The sequence below is a fragment of the Streptomyces sp. CMB-StM0423 genome (genome assembly GCF_002847285.1).
GTDB lineage: Bacteria > Actinomycetota > Actinomycetes > Streptomycetales > Streptomycetaceae > Streptomyces.
In genome coordinates, this window is the sequence record NZ_CP025407.1 from 957,340 (window position 1) to 974,926 (window position 17,587).

Below are 17,587 nucleotides of genomic sequence, written 5' to 3' on the forward strand. Positions count from 1 at the left end.
CCCTCCCCTGTCCCCGGCCCCCCGCGTCGGCCTCCGACACCAGGATGGGCCCGGCCCTCCCCGCGGAGAGAGCCGGGCCCGGATCGGGCGCGGTCTACAGGCCCGTGTCGCAGCAGCCGTCTCGGCGCATGAGGCGGCCGACGTCCAGCCAGTCCACGTCCGCATCCGCGCGCGGGGTCGCCCGCGGTTCGAAGGAGCGCACCAGGTCCTCCTGTGCGAACGGCCTGCCGCCGCGCAGGACCGACTCGGTGCGCACCAGCGTGGCGAAGTCCGTGAACGGGTCGCCGTCGATCACCGTCACGTCGGCGTACTTGCCCGGCTCCAGCGTGCCGAGGTCCTTCGCCGCGCCGAAGGCGCGGGCCGGGAGCACCGTGGCGGTGCGGAGCGCCTCGGCCGGGGAGAGGCCGGCGCGGTGCAGGGCGCGCAGGGCGAGGTGGAGGTGGAGGCCCACGGGGACGAGCGGCTGGTCGGTGCCGAGGGCGACGGTGCCGTCCGCGGCCAGGATCCGGCGGTAGACGTCCGTCTCGGTGGCCAGGGTCCGCAACTCCCCCTCGCTGGGCGGCTGCCCGGCGCGCTGGACGACGGCCGCGGTGTCCCACGGCGGCATCAGGACCGTCACCCGCGGGTCCGCGGCCAGCGCCGGGTCGGCGCCGAGCAGCGGGAGCGCGGTGAAGGGGGTGGCGATGAGGTGGAAGTCGCCGGTGGCGGTGTAGATGTCGACGAGATCGGCGTGCGCGCGTCCCGAGGCCGTCGTCGCGTGGCCGAACTCCAGCCGCTGCGTGGCCTGCAGATGCGTCGTCAGGTCCTGGCCGAGCTGGATGCCCGGCGAACACAGGTGGCTGCCGCTGCGCACCCCCAGCCGCTCGTGCGCGAACGCCGCCGCCTCCGCCATCACCCAACCGGGCGCGCGCACATACGTCTTGACGAAGTCCCAGTCCAGCCCCTCCGCCCGCGCCAGCGAACGCCGCAGCCCGGCCCGGGTGCCGTGGGCGCGGCCCATGCTGTACGCGACGCGCGCGCCGTCGAGCAGTTCGCCGGTGGCCAGCAGCCGGGGGCCCGCCAGCTCGCCGGCGTCGGCGGCCTCGCGGATACGGGCCTGTTCGTAGGCGAAGCCGCCCAGCGACACGGCGGTGGTGATGCCGTACGCGAGTTGCAGCGCGGTCTGCCTGCCGCCGTAGGTGGACTGCCAGGGGTGGATGTGGGCGTCCCAGAGCCCGGGGATGACGGTCCGCGCGGAGGCGTCGACGCGGCGCTCCGCGGGGCGGCCGGCGCGGTGGGGTTCGACGGCCGTGACGCGGCCGCGGCGGATGACGATGTCGGCGTCGTCGCGTACGGCGTCGGAGGTGCCGTCCCAGAGCCGCCCGGCGTGCACGACGGTGTCGGGGGCGACGGGGCGGCGGTAGTCGAGCGGGATACGGACCGTGCGGGCGGCGCCGGAGGCGACGTCGGCGATGCGGACGCGCCCCGCCGACAGGTACGCCACCTGCCGGCCGTCGCCGGAGAAGGACGGGTGGTCGGCGGCCTCGTCGGTCAGTTGCCGCGGAGCGCCGTCCGGGGTGCCGTCGGGCCGTACGGGCAGCAGCCACAGCGCGGACTCCGCGACCACCGCCAGCCACCGGCCGTCCGGCGACCAGACGGGTCCCGAGTCGTAGCGGTCGGAGATCGAGGTGTGCGGGGCGACGGGGTGGAGGCGGGCGGCGCCGGTGGCGGCGTCGACGAGGCGGATGAGGTTGTAGCCCTCGCGGAAGCGCTGGTTGAGCCGGTTGCGGTCGCAGAGCGCGAGGTAGCGCCCGTCCGGCGACCAGCTCGGCCGGCCCGGCAGCCCGCCCGCGCCCAGCGGCGCGGCGAGCACCTTCTCGGTACCGGAGTCGAGGTCGGTGACGACGAGGTTGCCGGTCATGTCGACGGAGGCGAGCCGCGTCCCGTCCGGGGAGAGGGCGGGGAAGACCCGGCCGCCCTCGGCGAGTACGGTCTCCTCGCCGGAGCCTAGGTCGCGGCGGCGGACGGCGAAGAGTCCATCGCGGTCGTCGGCGTAGACCAGGCCGCGGCCGTCGGAGGTCCAGCCGGGGGCGAGCACGTAGCGGGTCTTCTCCGCCTGGAGGACCTTGCGCGGCTTGCCGCCGCCGGTGACGTCCGCGGTCCAGAGCGCGCCGAGGGCACAGAACGCCAGGCTGCTGGCGTCGGGCGACAGCGCGGGCAGGTGGACGGCGCGTACCCGGCGGACGCCGCCGTCGGCGAAGTCGTACGCCTTGGTGCGGTACCGCGGGCGGTCGACGGGCAGCGCGGCGGCGAAGGGGATCGTCTCCGGCCTGGCGGGGGCCTCGGGGTTCACGATGCGGAACTGGCCGCCTGCGGTGAGCAGCAGCGCGTCGCCGGAGATCCAGCGGGGCGGTACGGGCGACACGTCCGCGTCCCCGAGGTCGACGGGCGTGCCGTCGACGACGAGCGTGCACGACGCCGAAGGCGCCGCGGTCGTACGGAGATACGCGAGCCGGCCGCCGGGACCGACCGCCGGCGTCATCACCTGCGCCTCGGTGGTCTCCGTGTGCTCGGTACGCACCTCGCCCGGGCCGTCCGCGGCCACGGAGGCGACGGTGCGGGCCGCGAGCGTGCCGCCGGCGCCAACCGCGGCGCGGACGAAGAACACCCGCGCGCCGTCCGGCGACCAGGCCGGGTCGAAGTCCTCCCAGGCGCCGCCCTGGTGGGGACCCTGCTGGTCGGGAAGCCCGGTGACCTGGGCGAGTTCGCCGCTGGCGACCGTGAGGATCCAGATGCGGTACGGGCTGCCGGCCACCGGGTCGCCGCCGCGCTCCGAGCAGAACGCGATGCGGCTGCCGTCGGGCGACCAGGCGGGCGCGCGGTCGTCGTGGGGCCCGTCGGTGAGCTGGGTGAGCCCGGAGCCGTCGGGCCGCAGGGTCCACAGGTGGAAGCCGCCGCCGCGGTAGGCGCACACGACCAGGCGGCTGCCGTCGGGCGCGAACTGCGGGCGGTTGGGCTCCAGTCCCGCGGTGGTCAGGGCGGTCGCCTTGCCACCCTTTCGAGGGATCGACCACAGGACGTTCTGTACTTCGGCGACCAGGCGGTCGCCGGCCGGGGCGAGGGTGGCGGAGCCGTTGGTGGCGGCGGTGAAGGAGAGGGTGCCGGCGGCGGCGCGCGGTGCGGCGGCGGCCGGGGTGTCGAGGACGGCGCCGGCGGTGACCGCGGTGGCGGCGGCCGTGGCCTGGAGGAAGCGGCGGCGGGAGAGGTCGAAGAGCTCGGCGTCCAAGGGTCCTCCCGGGACTCGTACGGTACAGGAGCAGTACGGGACGATACGGAGGAGTTCAGGGCAATACAGACCGATCGAGCGGGCGATCCTGCGGAACGCCCGTCTGTCAGTTGTACGCCGCGGAACGCAGGTGTTGTAGACCGCCCACCGGTGCCCGTGGGGCGGATGATGCCCCGGCGCCGGGCCGTCCCCGGCTGCCGGCGGAGACCGGACAGCGACTTGCCAATACCCCCTAGGGGTATTAGGGTCGTGCGAGTGAGTGCGGCACACGCCCCTCGCGTTCCACCTGTCATTCCGGAGGAAGAACCATGAGCGAAGGCAACTCCTGCTGCTCCACCGACGGCAGTTGCGGCGGCGGCGCCACCACCGAGGCCGCCGCCCCGCAGACCGGCACCGTCTTCACCGTCAGCGGCATGACGTGCGCGCACTGCGAGGCGTCCGTCACCAAGGAGATCTCCGCCCTCCCCGGCGTGACCTCCGTCAAGGCCGACGCCGCCACCGGGACGGTCTCCGTCCAGGCGGGCGCGGCGCTCGACGACGCGCAGGTGCGCGGCGCGGTCGAGGAGGCGGGCTACGAGCTGGTGGGCCAGGCCTGATCCGCACCCCGGGCCGGGCTGTGATCCCACCGCCCGGCCCGCGGCCTTTTCCCCAACCCCTGGGCGCGAGCCCCCGCTTGACGCGGCCTCCCGCTCGCGAAACGCTAACTTCCTTAACGACCACCGTCGCCCCGGCCCGCTTCCCGGCCGGAGCCGCGACTACGATGAGGCCGCGCCGATGCCGCGGCCCACCGCCGGGCCGGGCCCGAAGGGAGCGAGCGTGCGACGTCTGGGTGAGCTGGAGGCGGAGATCATGGAACGCCTCTGGGGCTGGGGGCGGCCCGCGACGGCGCGCGACGTCCTCGCGGACCTGAACAAGACGCGGCCCCTCGCCTACAGCACGGTCAAGACCGTCGCCGACATCCTCCACCGCAAGGGGGTCCTCCGGCGCGCGAAGGACGGCAGGGCCTGGTTGTACGAGCCGACCCTGACCCGCCAGGAGTACACCGCCGCGCTGATGCAGGACGCGCTCGGCAGCAACCCCGACCCGGCCGGCGCCCTGATGAGCTTCGTGGCGCAGATGTCCACGGCGGACGTCGACGCGCTGCGCTCCGCCCTGCGGTCGGCGAAGCGGCGGACCGGCCCGTGACCACCGTCCTCGCGCTGGCCGCGTACGCCGCCCTCGCCGGGGCGGTGGCACCGTATGCGCTGGCCGGGGCGCGGTGGGCGTACCGGGCGCCGAAGGCCGCGGTGGTCGTCTGGCAGGGGCTGATGGCGGCGTTCGTCGTCACCGCCGCGTCGGCGGTCTACCAACTGGCCCTCGCCGAGCAGCACATGCACGGCGGCCTCACCGGGCTGCTCGGCGTCTGCGGCCTGTCCCGGGCCGCCACCGGCGGCGCCGCGCCGACCGCGGCGGACGCCCTGCCCCTGCTGCCGCCGCTCGTCGTCGTCCTCGTACCGACCGGCTGGCTGCTGCACTGCCTCCGGCAGACGGCGCGTGCGCGGCGCCGCTCCCTCGACATGCTCGCGCCCGTCGGCCGCCCGGCCCCCGAGTACGGGGTGACGGTGGTGGACCACCCCGCGGCGGCCGTCTACTGCCTGCCCGGCAGGTCCCGGCGCATCGTGGTGACGCAGGGGGCGCTCGACGCGCTGACCGACGCGCAGTTGCGGGCCGTGCTGGCGCACGAGCGCGCGCACCTCGACGGCCGTCACCACCTGCTGCACGCCACCACCCGGGCGTTCCAGCGCGCCTTCCCCGGCCTGCCGCTGGCCCGGCTCGGCCGCGAACAGACCGCGCTGCTGCTGGAGATGATCGCGGACGACCGCGCGATGTCCTCGCACCCGCGCGACGTGCTGGCGACCGCGATGTACGAGGTCGCGGCGGGCCAGGCCCCGGAGGCGGCGTTCGGCGCCGGCGGCCCGGGGGCGCTGATCCGGCTGCGCCGGATGCTGGCGCCGCAGCACAAGCCGCGCCGCGTCACCGGCTGGAGCCTGGTCGCCGCCTCCCTCGCCGCGCCGTTACCGCCGCTGCTGCTGGCCTGCGGCCCGGCGCTGGGCTGAGCGCGGACAGCGGCAGCCGGGCCCCGTCCACCACCGCCACCCCGCCCGGCCGGGCTGTCGGAGACGTCCGCTAAGGTACTTAGCGGAAAACAGCCGACGGCCAGAGGTCGAGCCACGCAGAGGAGAGTTCGTGCTCCGTTCCCCGGGTCGCGAGGCGCCCGACAGCCCGCCCGCCGGCCGTTTCCGCCCCCCTCTGGTGGCGGGCGTCGCGGCCGCAGCCGTCGCGGTCGTCTTCGGCTTCCTCTACGTCCTCGGCCTGCTGGTGGACGGTGACGACATACCCTCCGGGACCCGCGTGCTCGACCTCGACATAGGGGGCATGAGCCGTACGGAGGCCCAGGAGAAGCTGGAGCGGAACCGGGCGGAGTTCGTACCGGACCGCCTGCCCGTGCGCATGGGCGACGAGGCAGGCGAGCTCGACTCCCGGGCGGCGGGCGTCACGCTGGACGCCGAGGCGACCGTGGACGACGCCGCGCAGTCCGGCTCCGGCCCGCTGACCGTCATAGGCCGGCTCTTCTCCGGGGGCGGCGGCGATGTCGCGCCGGTGATCCGCGTGGACGGGGAGAAGGGCCGCGCGGCGCTCGCCGGCCTCGCCGAGTCGTACGACCGCAAGGTGCGCGACGGGTCCGTCGCCTTCCACGACGGCGAGCCCGCGGCGGTGCAGCCGCGCGCCGGCAGGTCGCTCGACGTGGACGGGGCGCTGGCGGAGCTGGAGGACGCCGCCCCGGACCGGGAGGACGACCCGCTGGTGCTCCCGGTGCGCGAGACCGAGCCCGCGGTCGGCGCGGCGGAAGTCGACCGCGCCATGGCCCGGTTCGCCGCTCCGGCCATGTCCGGGCCCGTCACGCTCACCGTCCCGGGCGGCGGGGAGATCGAGATCGCCCCGGAGGTGCTGGGCGAGCACCTCGCGATGGAGCCGGACGAGTCGGACCGGCTGACGCCCCGGCTCGACGGCCGCGGGCTCTTCCGCGCGCCCGAGGTCGCGGCCCAGGTCGAGCAGGTCGGCGGCGAGGCCGAGAACGCCCGGCTGCGCTGGGACGGCGAGCAGGTCGTGGTCGCCTCCGAGGCCACCGAGGGCCGCGAGATCACCCAAAAGGCGCTGGCGAAGGCCGTGCTGGAGCTGCTGCCCGAGGAGGGTGGGGACGCCCGTACGGGGCCCGTGGGCGCCCGGGTCGACCAGCCGCAGCTCACCGGCGAGAACGCCGGCCGGCTGGGCATCAAGGAGCAGATGTCCAGCTTCACCGTCGAGTTCCCCCCGGCCCCGTACCGCACGCAGAACGTCGGCCAGGCCGCCAAGCTGATCGACGGCTCGGTCGTGCTCCCGGACGGGACCTGGAGCTTCAACGACACCGTGGGCGAGCGGACGGAGGCCAACGGGTTCGTCGAGGGGATCATGATCCTGGACGGCAAGTACACGCGGGCCACCGGCGGCGGGGTCTCGGCGGTCGCGACCACCGTCTTCAACGCCGCCTTCTTCGCGGGCGTCGACTTCGAGGAGTACGGGGCCCACTCGTTCTACATCGAGCGCTACCCGGAGGGGCGGGAGGCGACCGTCGCCTGGGGCAGCCTCGACCTCAAGTTCCGGAACGACTCGGGCAACGCGATCTACGTCGAGGCGAGCGCCACGGAGGACTCCGTGACGATCTCCTTCCTCGGCACCAGGAAGTACGACGAGATCGAGTCGGTCAAGGGGCCGCGGACCAACGTGGTGGAGGCGGGCACCCGCACGGGCGACGCGGAAGCCTGCGAGCCGCAGACCCCGCTGGAGGGCTTCGACGTCGAGGTGGAGCGGATATTCAGGTCCGGCGGCCGGGAGGTCGACCGGGAGACGTTCACGACGACGTACACCCCGCGCGACAGCGTCACCTGCGAGTGAGCGCGCGGCCGGTCGGCGGGTGGCCGGTCAGCGGGTGAGCGGTCCGCCGAGGAGGTCCAGGACCGGGCCTGCGGCCACGCCGAGGGCGACGGAGACTGCGGCCGTGGCGTACGCGGTCAGGGCGGCAGGCCGGACGAGCGGCTGCGGCCCCGGTCCTGCGGCGCCGGCGAACGCCGGGCGGATCCAGCGCAGGTAGTAGAAGAGGGACGCCACGGTGTTGACCGCGGCGAGGACGGCGAGCCAGAGGTAACCGCCGTCGACGGCCGCGGTGAAGACCTCCAGCTTGCCGAGGAAGACCGCGGTGGGCGGGGTGCCCAGGAGCCCGAGCAGGCACACGGCGAGGCTGAGGGCGAGGCCGGGGTGGGCGCGCAGCAGACCGCGGTAGTCGGCCAGGGTGCGGGCGTGCGGCAGGGCGCAGACGACGGCGAAGGCGCCGAGGTTCGTCACCGCGTAGCCGGCGAGGTAGAACAGCAGCGCCCGCTGGGCCTCGTCGGCGCGGGTGGCCACGGCGACGGGCAGGAGCAGGTAGCCGACCTGGCTGACGGTGGAGTAGGCGAGCAGCCGTTTGACGTCGGTCTGGAAGAAGGCGGCGAGGTTGCCGAGCGTCATGGACGCGGCGGCGAGCACCGCGAGCAGTTCGTCCCAGGGCACCCCGGTGCCGGCGAGCGGCACGGCGGCCAGCCGGTAGAGCGCGGCGAGCGCGCCGACCTTGGGCAGGGTGGTGAGCAGCGCGGCGGCCGGCGGGCTGCTGCCCTCGACGGCGTCGGGCACCCAGAAGTGTCCTGGCACGGCGCCGGTCTTGAAGAGCAGCCCGGCCAGCAGCCCGACGGTGCCGGCGATCACGAGGACGACCGGGGCGCCGGGCAGTGCGTCGCCGAGCGCGGGGTACGCGCTGGCGCGCCCGGCCGCGTACAGCACGGTGATGCCCGCGAGCATGACGACGCCGAGCAGGGCGCCGGTGACGAAGTACTTCAGCGCCGCCTCGGTGCCGGGGGCGTCCTTGCGGAAGCCGGCCAGGGTGTACGAGGGCACGCTCGCCAGCAGGTACGCGGCGGCGAGCAGCAGCAGGTCCTGGGCGCCCGCGAGCATCAGGGCGCCGAGGGCGGCAAGTTGGACGAGCACGTGGAACTCGCTCTCGCGCGCGTCCCCGCCGAAGGGGGCGAAGCCGAGCAGCAGCACGATCACGGTGCCGGCGAGGATGACGACGCGGCTCGCCGACGTCACGGTGTCGACGGCGAAGGCACCGTTGAAGGCGGCCATGGGCCCGCCGCCCGCCGCCACGGCAGCCGCGGCGATCCCCGCCGTACACGCCGCCAGGCCCAGTGCGCCGACCAGCCACTGCCGGTGCCGCGGCAGCCAGGCGCCGAGCAGCAGGCCGAGCACGGCGGAGCCGGCGAGGAGCACCTCGGGCAGCAGGTCGAGCGGGTTCTCATGCATGCCGTTCGCCGTCCCGCTCACCGGGCGACGAGCTCCAGGACGCCGCGCGAGAACGGCTCGATGACGTCGAGGACGAAGCGCGGGAAGACGCCGAGCAGGACGGCGAGCGCCAGCAGCGGGACGATCGCCGCCGCCTCGTGGGCGCGCAGGTCGGGGAACGGCCGCGGGGTGCCGGGCGAGTCGGGCAGCCGCAGCGGGCCGAGGAAGATCCGCTGCAGCGCCCGCACCAGCAGCGCGGCGGTCAGCAGGATGCCGAGCACGGCAAGCGCGGTCGCCACCGGGCGCGGCCCGAGGCTGCCGGCGAGGATCTGGAACTCGGCGATGAAGCCGGAGAACCCGGGCAGCCCGAGGGAGGCGAAGACGGCGACTCCGGTGAGCGCGGCGAAGACCGGGGCGCGGGAGGCGACGCCGGAGTAGGCGCCCATGGCGTACGTGCGGCCGCGCTCGTGGAGGACGCCGGCGAGCAGGAACAGCGCGCCGGTCAGCAGCCCGTGGCTGACCATCTGGTACGTCGCCCCCGTCACGGCGAGCCGGCGGGCGGCCGCGGTGTCCTCGCCCAGCGCGGCGGCCGCGCCGAGGGCCAGGAGGATGTAACCCATGTGGTTGACCGAGGTGTACGCGATCATGCGCTTGAAGTCCGTCTGCGCCAGGGCCACCAGCGCCCCGTAGAGCACCGAGACGACGCCGACGACCACGAAGACGGCCGCGTACGTGCGCCACGACCCCGGCAGCAGCGGCATCGCGATGCGCAGGAACCCGTAGGTGCCCATCTTCAGCAGCACCCCGGCCAGGATCGCCGAACCGGCCGCGGGGGCCTCGGTGTGGGCCGGCGGCAGCCAGGTGTGGAACGGCACCGTCGGCGTCTTGACGGCCAGCCCGAGGCCGATCGCCAGCAGCACCAGGGCGCCGTAGCCGGACCGCCCGGCCAGCGGGTTCTCCTCGGCCAGGGTGACGATGTCGAACGTGTGCGGGGTGGCGGCGAGAGAGAGGCCGATGAAGCCGAGGAGCAGCGCGAGCGAGCCGAGGAAGGTGTAGAGGAAGAACTTCTGCGCGGCGCGCGCGGCACCCGGGTGGCCCCAGCCGGCGATGACGAAGTACATGGCGACGATCGACAGGTCGAAGAAGACGAAGAAGAGGATGAGGTCGAGCGAGGCGAAGAGGCCGAGGCAGGTGGTCTCCAGGAAGAGGAAGAGGGCGGCGAACTCCCGTACCCGGCGGGTCTCGCGCAGCGCGTACAGCGCGCAGGCCGGGAAGAGGAGGGCGGTCAGGGCCAGCAGCGGGAGCGACAGGCCGTCGACGCCGGTGTGGTAGCCGATGCCTGCGCTGGGGATCCAGCGGGCGTTCGTCTCGTACTGGATGCCGCCGCCGTGGTCGTAGCCGAGCCACAGCGCGACGGTCAGCGCGAGGACGGCGGCGGACACGGCGGCCCAGGCGAGGAGGAAGACCCGGCGGCCGGCGGCGCGCGGCACGCACAGCAACGCGCCGGCCGCGGCGGCGGGGAGGAAGACGATGGCCGTGAGCACGGGGGCAGTCACCTCACGAGGACGAAGACGGCGGCGAGGACGGTGAAGGCCGCGACGGCCTGGGCGAGATAGGTGTGCACCTGGCCGGTCTGCGGGCGGCGGGCGAGCCGGCCCAGCGCGCGGCTCAGGGCGCCGATGCCCTCGACGGCGCCGTCGACGGCCGCCTCCGCACCGCGGTTGACGCCGCCGGCGAGCCGGAGGGTGCCGCGGGCGAGGCCGTCGACGCCGCGGTCGAGCACCCGGTCGTCGAAGGCGGCCAGTGTGGCGGCGAGGCGGTGCACGGGGCGTACGAGAACGGCGCGGACCGCGGCCTCCAGGCCGAGCCAGGCGGACGCGGCTGCCGTGAGCCGGGCGGGCAGGGGGCTGCGGCGGTCGCCCCATGCCCAGGCGGCGGCGGACGCGGCGAGGGCGAGGGCGGCGGGGAGGACGAACTCCCAGGCGTACGGGGCGGCTTCGCCGCCCGCGCCGATCCGGTCGGCGAGGGCGGCGCGCGGCCCGGGCAGGGCGAGGACCGCCAGGGCCGCGACGGCGAGGGCGAGCGCGGCGCACGCCACTGTCCCGGGCGCGGGGAGGGTACGGGGGCCGCGGTCCGGTGGCCCGGCTCCGCTTCGTCCGGCCGCAGCCGCGGGCGGTGCCGGGGCCGGGAGTTGTGCGGGTTCGGGCGGGCGCCATACGTACCAGAGGGCCTTGACGGCGTAGACCGCCGAGACGACGGCCGCCGCCAGGCCCGCCGCGTACAGCGCAGGGCTGTGCTCCAGCGCCCCGGCCAGCAGCACGTCCTTCGCCGCCCACAGCGACAGCGGCGGCACCCCGGCGAGGCTCAGGGCGGCCACGGTGAACGCCGCTCCCGCGACCCGGTTCCGCCGGGCGGCGCCGCGCAGCGCGGGCAGCGTACCGGCGCCGAAGGCCGTCAGCCAGAAGCCGGCCACGAGGAACGCCAGGCTCTTCGCCGCGGCGTGCGCCATGAGTTGCAGGGTGCCGCCGGTGGTCCCGCTCGCACCCGCGGCGAGCACCATGAAGCCGATCTGGGCGCAACTGGACGCGGCGAGGAGCTGCTTGAGGTCGCGCTGCGCCACCGCGACCAGGCCGAGGGCGAGCGCGGTGGCCGCGCCGGTCCAGGCCACCGTGTCGTCACCCCAGCCGGAGGCGGCGAGCAGCGGCTGCAACCGCAGCAGCAGGTACGCGCCGGCGACGACCATCGTCGCGGAGTGCAGCAGCGCCGAGACGGGGCTCGGGCCCTGCATGGCGCGTGACAGCCAGAAGCTGAACGGGAGTTGGGCGGACTTGCCCAGCGCCGCGGCGACGACGCCCGCGGTCAGCAGGTGCAGCCAGGGGGCGGGCACCTCGTGCAGCCGGTCGAGCGTGAGACCGGACGCCTGGCCGGTGGCGAGGGCCGCGCCGGCGGCGAGGTAGAGCCCCAGGTCGGCGGCCCGGGTGGTCAGGAAGGCGACACCGGCCGCCTCGGTCCGTACCGGATCGTGCCACCGGAAGCCGATCAGGGCCCAGGAGGTGGCGCCCATGAACTCCCAGCCCATCAGCAGCGCCGGCAGGGTCGTGGCGGTGACGGTGATCAGCATGGCGCCGCCGAACAGCAGCATGAGGCCGAAGAAGCGGGCGCGCGGCTGCCCGGCGCCGGCGTCGCCGGCGCTGTGGACGAGCACGGCCAGGGTGACGGCGGCGACGGTCACCGCCATCAGCCCGGACAGCCCGTGCGCGCCGAGCCCGAACGGCAGCCCCGCCAGCAGCGGCGCCCGCACCGCCGCCGGGGCCGCGGCGGCGTAGCCGGCCAGGGCGAGGGCGGCGGCGGAGGCTCCGACGGCGACGGCGGGCGCGTACCGGTCGGCCCTGCGCCCGATCGCGGCGAGCAGCGTCCCGGCGGCGAGCGGCACGGCGACCAGCGCCCACAGCGCCGCGCTCACCCCTTCAACTCCGCGGCGTCGTCGGTCATGTCGACCTCGCGGGTCCTGAACAGGGCCGTGACCACGGCGAAGCCGACGGCCATCTCCACCGCCATCACGGTGACGGCCAGCACGACGAGCACCTGCCCGTCGGTGGCGGCGGGCGCGACGAAGTGCCAGACCGCGGCGGCGGCGAGGATGACGCCGCCGAGCATCAGCTCCAGGCCCATCATCAGCATCACGACGGACTGCTGCGAGAGCGCGCCGAACAGCCCGACGCAGAACAGCGCGGCGGCCACGAGCAGGAGCGGCTCCAGCGTCACCGGCGCGCCCCCGGGCGTACGGGATCGGCGGGGCGGCGGGCGCACAGGTCGTCGCCGAAGCGGTCGTAGCGGCCGCGGCCGGTGGCGAGCACGACGGTGGCGACGATGGTGGTGAAGAGGGCGAGGCCCAGCGTCATCATCGTCAGCATGTGCGGGCCCATCAGCGACTCGCCCAGGGCCATCGTCGGGTCGGCGTCGGGCTTCCCGCGCCGCCCCGGCCAGGGGGCCAGCACGATGCCGGCGGCCAGCAGGACGAAGACGGCGGCGCTGACCGCGGCCGCGCCCCGCTTGTTGTGCACCATCGACATGGGCAGCAGCCCGGCCGGGTTCATCATGAACATCACCATGAACACGGCCATGAGGGCCATCTCGATCGTCATCATGAGGATGACGACGACGCCCAGGTAGTCGAGGCCGAGCCGGATGACCAGGCCGCCGACGCAGAGGAGGGAGAGCAGCAGCGCGTACGTCGCGCGGGCCATGGAGTCGTAGCGGAAGACCATGGCCCCGCTCGCCACTGCGGGCACGGCGAGCACCCAGAACACCACGTCATCGGGCATCTTTCCGGTCTCCCTCCGTCATGGATCGCGCGTTCACCGGTCGCGCCTTCACCGTTCGAGCACGACGATGGCGACGGCCAGAGCCTGGAGCAGGGTCAGCGGCACGAGCACCGTCCACGCGAACTCCACATAGCGCTCCATCCGCAGCGTCGGCAGCAGCCGCCGGCCGGCCACCAGCAGGCCGAGCACCGCGGCCGTCTTCAGCAGCGTCCACGCCCACGCCGGCAGCCACGGCCCGTGCCCGCCGCCGAGGAACAGCGGCACGCTGAACCCGGCGGTGACCACCAGCAGCAGCCAGCGCCCGGCCAGCAGCACGAGCCGGTCCACGCCCGCGTACTCGGCGGCCGCACCGCCCGCGGCGTCCCGGCCGAGGGGGTGGTCGAACGGGCCCCAGAAGGCCATCGCCAGCGCGCTCAGGAGGAACACGGCGAACGCCACCGGCATCCACACCGCGAACCACAGCCCGCGCTGCCCCGCCACCACCTCGCCGACCCGCAGCGACTCCGCGCCGAGCGCCGCGGTGGTGAGGGCGAGCATGTGCGGCAGCTCGTACGCCAGGCCCTGGGCGAGGAAGCGGTAGCCGCCGACCAGTGACAGCGCCGAGTTCGGCCCCCAGCCGGCCAGCCACACCGCGGCCCAGGCCAGCGCCTCCATCGCGTTGAACCACACCACGCCCACGACCGGATCCGTGACGGCCCGGAACCCCCACGGGAGCACGGCGCCGGCGAGCACGGCGGCAACGGGGACGAGCGCGATCCCGATGCGGCCGAGCCACGGGTCGCCCGCGGTCGTACGCCGCGGCTGCTGGCCCAGCAGCCGCAGCCCCGCGCGCAGCGGCGCCGGCGCGGCGCGCAGGGGGCGGCCCGGGCGGCCGCCTTCGGCCGCGGCGGCCAGCACGGCGTCGAAGCCGGCGACGAGGACCGCCGCGGCGGCGAGGGCGAACGGCAGCAGCACGACGGCCCACACGGGCGCGGTGTCAGCCATGCGCGGCCACCGCCAGTTCGTCGAGATCGGGGTCGAGGCTGGCCACGATCACGCGGGCGGACGTGAACTCGGCGCCGCGCAGCAGGCCGGGCAGGGCGTCCAGGAGCGCCTGCGACGGCGGCCGCGGGCCGTCGAGGCGGCCGCGCGGGCCCTGCTTGTCATGCTGGCCATGCGGGGCGAGGGGCCGGTCGTCGTCGACGCCGGCGGCGCAGAGCGCGGCCTCGTCGAGCCAGGTGAGCAGCCGGTCGTACGCGTCGCCGTCCGCGGCCAGCGCGGGACCGGTCACCCCGAACCGCCGCGCCCGCGCGCCGGGCAACGCGCCGAGCCCGGCCGTCAGCTCCCGCAGCAAGCGCGACCGCCGCACGCGCCGCCCGAGCCGCCCCAGTTCCGCACCCCACTCCTGGCCCGGCGCCCCGTCGAGCACGGCGTCGCGCAACCGGCGGGCGCGGGCGGCGGGATCGGGCCACCCGGAGACGGCGAGCAGCCGCGCGATGCTGTCCAGGTGCGCGGCGCAGCACCGCCGGTGGGCGGCGCCGCGCCCGACCTCCTCGCCGCGGGCGGCCCGCAGCCACGGCTCGTCCCAGTACGGCAGTTCCTCCGCGGCGGGCGCGGTGATACGTACCTCGGCGTGCTGCACGACGTCCCCTTGCAGGGCGACGTCGAGCACGAGTCCGGCGGGCCAGTCGGCGAGCCCGGGCCCGAGCGGCAGATGCAGCCGGTCGAGACGGAGCCCGTCGCGGTCGTCGGCACGTTCGGCCATGGGCAACCCGGCGACGGGCCCGGCGTGAGGGAGATGCGCGGCGTGTGCATCGTGCGCGCCGTGGCCGCCAGGCCCCGCACGGAGCCGCCCGCGTGCCTCGCCCTCCCCCGGGCCCACGTGGCCCGCCACACCCGCACCTGCGGGTGCGGTCAGCGTCCGCAGCAGTCCGTCGAGCGCCGTCTCGACGCCCTCCGCTTCGGTCACCGCGGACCGGGACTTGGGATACGGGAGCTGCCGCCAGAGCGCGTCCGTCCACTCCCCCGCCCCGGCGCCGCCCGACCCGACGACCAGCAGCCCGCTCGCCGCAGCCGGGCTCGCGGCCACCGGCCAGCCACGTCGCCGTAGCCCCGCCTCCACCGCCAGCCGCGTCTTCGTACCTCCGGGGTGGACGGCCAGCAGGACGGCGGGATGCCGGGTGCCGATGCGGCGCAGCGCTTCCCTCAGGCCCACCGCAGCGCGCCTTCGCGCCGGGCGTAGACGACGGCCGCGAAGAGGATGCTCAGAAAGAGGAACATCTCGACCACCGCCGGCGTGCCCACCTCGCTGACGACGCGCACCCACGGGTACATGAAGAGCATCTCCATGTCGAATGCCAGGAAGATCATCGTCACGGGATACCAGCGCACGTGGAACCGGGACGACGCGTGCTCCGCGGGCGGCAGTCCACCGCTGAACGGCCCCGATTCCAGCGCCCCCAGCCCGCCCCGCAGCCACGCGCCCAGCCCGTGCAGCGCCGCGACCCCGCCGACCACCACGCCGAGCAGCACCGCCACCGGCTCCCATACCGCCACGCCGAGCATCATGCCCGACACACACCGTCACGGCGGGACGCCACGGCCGACAACGGAGGGTGATGCGCCGTCATCTCAACGGATAGGCACAACGGTCCCGCCGAGGCGGGCGTTCAGGTCCGGTGCGGGCCCATCGTAATGTAGGCGTAGCCGAACCCCTCGCCCTCGCGGGGCTCGCGGGTCCAGGACCGGGTGGTGAGGACGGGGAGTCTGCCCTGGGTGAGCGCGAAGCGCGGGAGCGAGAGCCCGAGTTCGGTGTGGAGTGCCGCCAGGACCCGCACTTCCTGCTCCTGCTCGGTGTCCTCCGGGCGGAACAGCCGGGCGGGGTCCAGGGCGTCGGGTATCGCGCCGGAGCGCTCGGCCTTCGTGCCTCGTACGGTGAACGCCCAAAGCTCCTCGCCCTGTTCGGCCACGGACAGGTGGAACGCGGTCGGGTGGTCGGCCGGGGACCGGCTCGTCGGTTCGCGCCAGACCACCGCCGCGCGGCCGGCCGCGGAGGCGGCCGCGGCCGGCGAGCGGAACAGGCCGGTCAGATGGCGGTGGGAGTTGACGTCGACGGCGAACGCCCAGCCTTCCGCGGTGCGGCCGACGGCGACCACGGGCCGGTCCTCCCAGAGTTCCACGCCCTCCCGCTCGTGGGGACCAGGTGCCCCCCAGGACGCCGTGCGCGGATCCGTGGGCGCACTCAGCCCGGCACCCTCTTCGCCGATCAGGGCGGGCAGCCCGGCGGGGTCCGCCCCCTCGATCCAGACAGCGCGGTATCCGTCCCACGGCTGCCGGGTCGCCGCCCGCTCCGCCAGCCAGGCGAGGCCCGGCGGGTCGAGGTCGGGCACCGGCTCGGGGGCGGGTCCGCTCTCCCCGGCCCGCGGGGTCGCCAGGATCTCCCGCCCGCGCTCGGGGGTGACCAGCGGGCCCAGCACCGGGTCGGCGAGCAGGCCGAGCGGGGTGATCAGCGAGGGCCCGGGCGCCTCCCACGACGGCAGCGCGCCGCGCAGGATCCGCCACGCGTCGTCGGTGAGGCCCCAGCGGGCCGCCTCCCGGGCCTCGGCGACGGCCCGGCCCCAGGGGCCGGGGGGCGCGTAGACGTAGGTCCCGTTCCGCATCGCGTTCAGTACCGCCTCGGCGGTCTCCCGGTCGACGCCGCGGGCGACCATCATCCGGAGCCACTGGTCGTCCCCGTCCGGCCGTCCGTCCCTTCCCTGCGTCGCGGCCTCCACGGGCAGCAACTCCGGCTGGTAGCGGGGGTCGGCCACCAGGTCGCCGTAGGCCCGCGGACTCCCCGGCGCCCCCAGGTACTGGAGCTGGTTCAGCAGGACGGCGCTCCCGGGCCGGCCGTAGGACGCCGTCTCTTCGAGCAGGGACACCGCCTCCTCGTACCGCCCGCGCAGTGCCAGCCGGCGGGCGTCCGCCACGCGGGCGTCCTGGGCACGGGTCGTCGCGTTCACGAAGTCGGCGCGCTCGGCCCGGTCGCGGTGGAAGCCGCGGTACATGGCCTCCATGTATGCGCGGAACGACGGGTAGCGGTCGGGCTGTTCGCCGCTCCAGCCGTGGTAGAGGTAGAGCGCCCACTCGCCGTCCCGGCCGGCGTCACCGGGATCGAGCAGCGCGTGCGACATGTCGGAGTCCGTCTCCAGACGCACCGCCCGCCGCCACATCCCGGACAGCAGCACGTCCTCCGCGCGCGGATCGTCGCCGAGGTGCTCCTCGTACACGGAACTCTGGTCGTACGGATCCCGGAACCAGTCGATGTCCGCGGCGCCCCCGAGCTGATAGACCCCGGCCGTCTGATCGACGTGCCACCCGTCGCTGACGGCCAGGAACTCCCGGTACGAGTCCGGCAGCCGCAGCCCCAGCCGCGCCTCGGCCGCGACGATCACCGCCTCCGCCGCCCCGGCCCGCCCCAGCACGAAGCGGGCCTCCTCACCGCCCTCGTCGTCCTCCTCCTCGTCCGCACGCGGAACCCACTCGTCCTGCCAACGCCCAAGGAACCCGTGCCAGTCGAACCCGTCGCCGCTCATGCCCGGGATACTGCCACGCGGCACTGACAGCCCGGCCGCCGGCGGCGTCCCGCTCC

At 75.4% G+C, this 17,587-nt stretch carries 14 protein-coding genes; 4 read left to right on the forward strand and 10 right to left on the reverse strand.

Annotated elements, in window-relative coordinates:
• Positions 1-94: 94 nt before the first annotated feature.
• Complete coding sequence (locus tag CXR04_RS04005) at positions 95-3,265, reverse strand: amidohydrolase family protein (protein ID WP_101420517.1); 3,171 nt, start codon at positions 3,263-3,265, stop codon at positions 95-97.
• Positions 3,266-3,573: 308 nt separating this feature from the next.
• Here CXR04_RS04005 and CXR04_RS04010 point away from each other — a divergent pair, with 308 nt between their 5' ends.
• From CXR04_RS04010 to CXR04_RS04025, 4 genes are all read left to right on the forward strand, one after another.
• A complete protein-coding gene (locus tag CXR04_RS04010) occupies positions 3,574-3,861 on the forward strand; it encodes a heavy-metal-associated domain-containing protein (RefSeq protein WP_101420518.1) in 288 nt (95 codons plus the stop codon).
• Positions 3,862-4,081: 220 nt separating this feature from the next.
• Positions 4,082-4,450: a BlaI/MecI/CopY family transcriptional regulator gene (locus CXR04_RS04015; protein ID WP_101426177.1), complete on the forward strand. Its 369-nt coding sequence runs from the start codon at positions 4,082-4,084 to the stop codon at positions 4,448-4,450.
• The gene (locus tag CXR04_RS04020) at positions 4,447-5,361 is read left to right on the forward strand and encodes a M56 family metallopeptidase (RefSeq protein ID WP_101420519.1); all 915 of its coding nucleotides are present in this window, start codon (positions 4,447-4,449) and stop codon (positions 5,359-5,361) included. The genes CXR04_RS04015 and CXR04_RS04020 overlap by 4 nt, the downstream gene beginning before the upstream one ends.
• Positions 5,362-5,491: 130 nt before the next feature.
• Positions 5,492-7,237: a VanW family protein gene (locus tag CXR04_RS04025; protein WP_101420520.1), complete on the forward strand. Its 1,746-nt coding sequence runs from the start codon at positions 5,492-5,494 to the stop codon at positions 7,235-7,237.
• 27 nt (positions 7,238-7,264) lie between these two features.
• Here CXR04_RS04025 and CXR04_RS04030 read toward each other — a convergent pair whose 3' ends face one another.
• From CXR04_RS04030 to CXR04_RS04070, 9 genes are all read right to left on the reverse strand, one after another.
• On the reverse strand, positions 7,265-8,674 hold the full coding sequence (locus CXR04_RS04030) for an NADH-quinone oxidoreductase subunit N (RefSeq protein WP_199850384.1): 1,410 nt from the start codon (positions 8,672-8,674) through the stop codon (positions 7,265-7,267).
• A 17-nt stretch (positions 8,675-8,691) separates the two neighbouring features.
• The gene (locus tag CXR04_RS04035) at positions 8,692-10,197 is read right to left on the reverse strand and encodes a complex I subunit 4 family protein (protein ID WP_101420522.1); all 1,506 of its coding nucleotides are present in this window, start codon (positions 10,195-10,197) and stop codon (positions 8,692-8,694) included.
• Positions 10,198-10,205: 8 nt separating this feature from the next.
• Entirely contained in the window at positions 10,206-12,116 is a 1,911-nt protein-coding gene (locus CXR04_RS04040; protein ID WP_101420523.1) for a proton-conducting transporter transmembrane domain-containing protein, read from the reverse strand.
• Positions 12,113-12,418 carry an NADH-quinone oxidoreductase subunit NuoK gene (gene nuoK / locus CXR04_RS04045; protein ID WP_101420524.1) on the reverse strand — a complete coding sequence of 102 codons (306 nt, stop codon included), beginning with the start codon at positions 12,416-12,418 and terminating at the stop codon, positions 12,113-12,115. Before nuoK ends, CXR04_RS04040 begins: the two co-directional genes overlap by 4 nt.
• A complete protein-coding gene (locus tag CXR04_RS04050) occupies positions 12,415-12,978 on the reverse strand; it encodes an NADH-quinone oxidoreductase subunit J (RefSeq protein WP_101420525.1) in 564 nt (187 codons plus the stop codon). The genes nuoK and CXR04_RS04050 overlap by 4 nt, the downstream gene beginning before the upstream one ends.
• A gap of 48 nt (positions 12,979-13,026) precedes the next feature.
• A complete protein-coding gene (locus tag CXR04_RS04055; RefSeq protein ID WP_101420526.1) occupies positions 13,027-13,962 on the reverse strand; it encodes a complex I subunit 1 family protein in 936 nt (311 codons plus the stop codon).
• Positions 13,955-15,172, reverse strand: a complete 1,218-nt coding sequence (locus CXR04_RS04060) for a hypothetical protein (RefSeq protein ID WP_101420527.1) — start codon at positions 15,170-15,172, stop codon at positions 13,955-13,957. The genes CXR04_RS04055 and CXR04_RS04060 overlap by 8 nt, the downstream gene beginning before the upstream one ends.
• Complete coding sequence (locus CXR04_RS04065) at positions 15,163-15,525, reverse strand: NADH-quinone oxidoreductase subunit A (RefSeq protein ID WP_101420528.1); 363 nt, start codon at positions 15,523-15,525, stop codon at positions 15,163-15,165. The genes CXR04_RS04060 and CXR04_RS04065 overlap by 10 nt, the downstream gene beginning before the upstream one ends.
• 101 nt (positions 15,526-15,626) lie before the next feature.
• Complete coding sequence (locus tag CXR04_RS04070; protein ID WP_101420529.1) at positions 15,627-17,531, reverse strand: SMI1/KNR4 family protein; 1,905 nt, start codon at positions 17,529-17,531, stop codon at positions 15,627-15,629.
• Positions 17,532-17,587 lie beyond the last annotated feature (56 nt).